General features: G+C 72.2%; 1 protein-coding gene. It reads right to left on the bottom strand.

What is annotated here, in order from left to right; translation table 11 throughout:
• A partial coding sequence (locus AB4Z42_RS28390) for a hypothetical protein (protein WP_442012579.1) occupies window positions 1–488 on the bottom strand: 488 nt, incomplete at both ends.

Here is a 488-nt window from a genome sequence, read left to right as displayed (position 1 = left end):
ATGCTGTGCTGGTCGCACGATTCGCCGTGCAGCGCCAGCATCAGGTCCAGCACGCGACTGCGTCGCTCGGGTGCGTCGTCTTCCTGGCCGAGCGCCGCCTGCACGGCCGCCGGCGTGTCGGCCGGCACCCCGGCCAGGCCGGGGATGTGCGTGGCGTCCAGCGGCGTCCACCAGTAGCTGTCGGCCGACGCGCGTGCCACGCTGAACAGTGCCCGCAGGTGCTGGGTCTGCGCGCTGCCGTGCGCCAGCCATTGTTCGAGCAGGGCAAGATAGGCGCCGAACTGGGCCTGCCGTGCCGGGTCGGCCTTCGGCGCGAGGTGAGCCTCCCGATAGAGCGGTGGCAAGTGGTGCCAGCTCGACAGGTAGGGGGCATCGGGCAGGTAGTGTCCGGTGGGCCGCCGCAGCAACTGGCCTGCATACGGCGCCGTACGTGGCGCTGTCAGGGCGACGCGCGCMGCCTGCCGWGCATCGGCCAGCCGTACCAGCAG

The organism is Mycobacterium sp. 2YAF39 (assembly GCF_052114565.1).
In the GTDB taxonomy this organism is placed as follows: Bacteria; Actinomycetota; Actinomycetes; order Mycobacteriales; family Mycobacteriaceae; genus Mycobacterium.
Note: the sequence above shows the minus strand (reverse complement) of the source record. Positions and strands in the feature narration are given on the sequence as shown.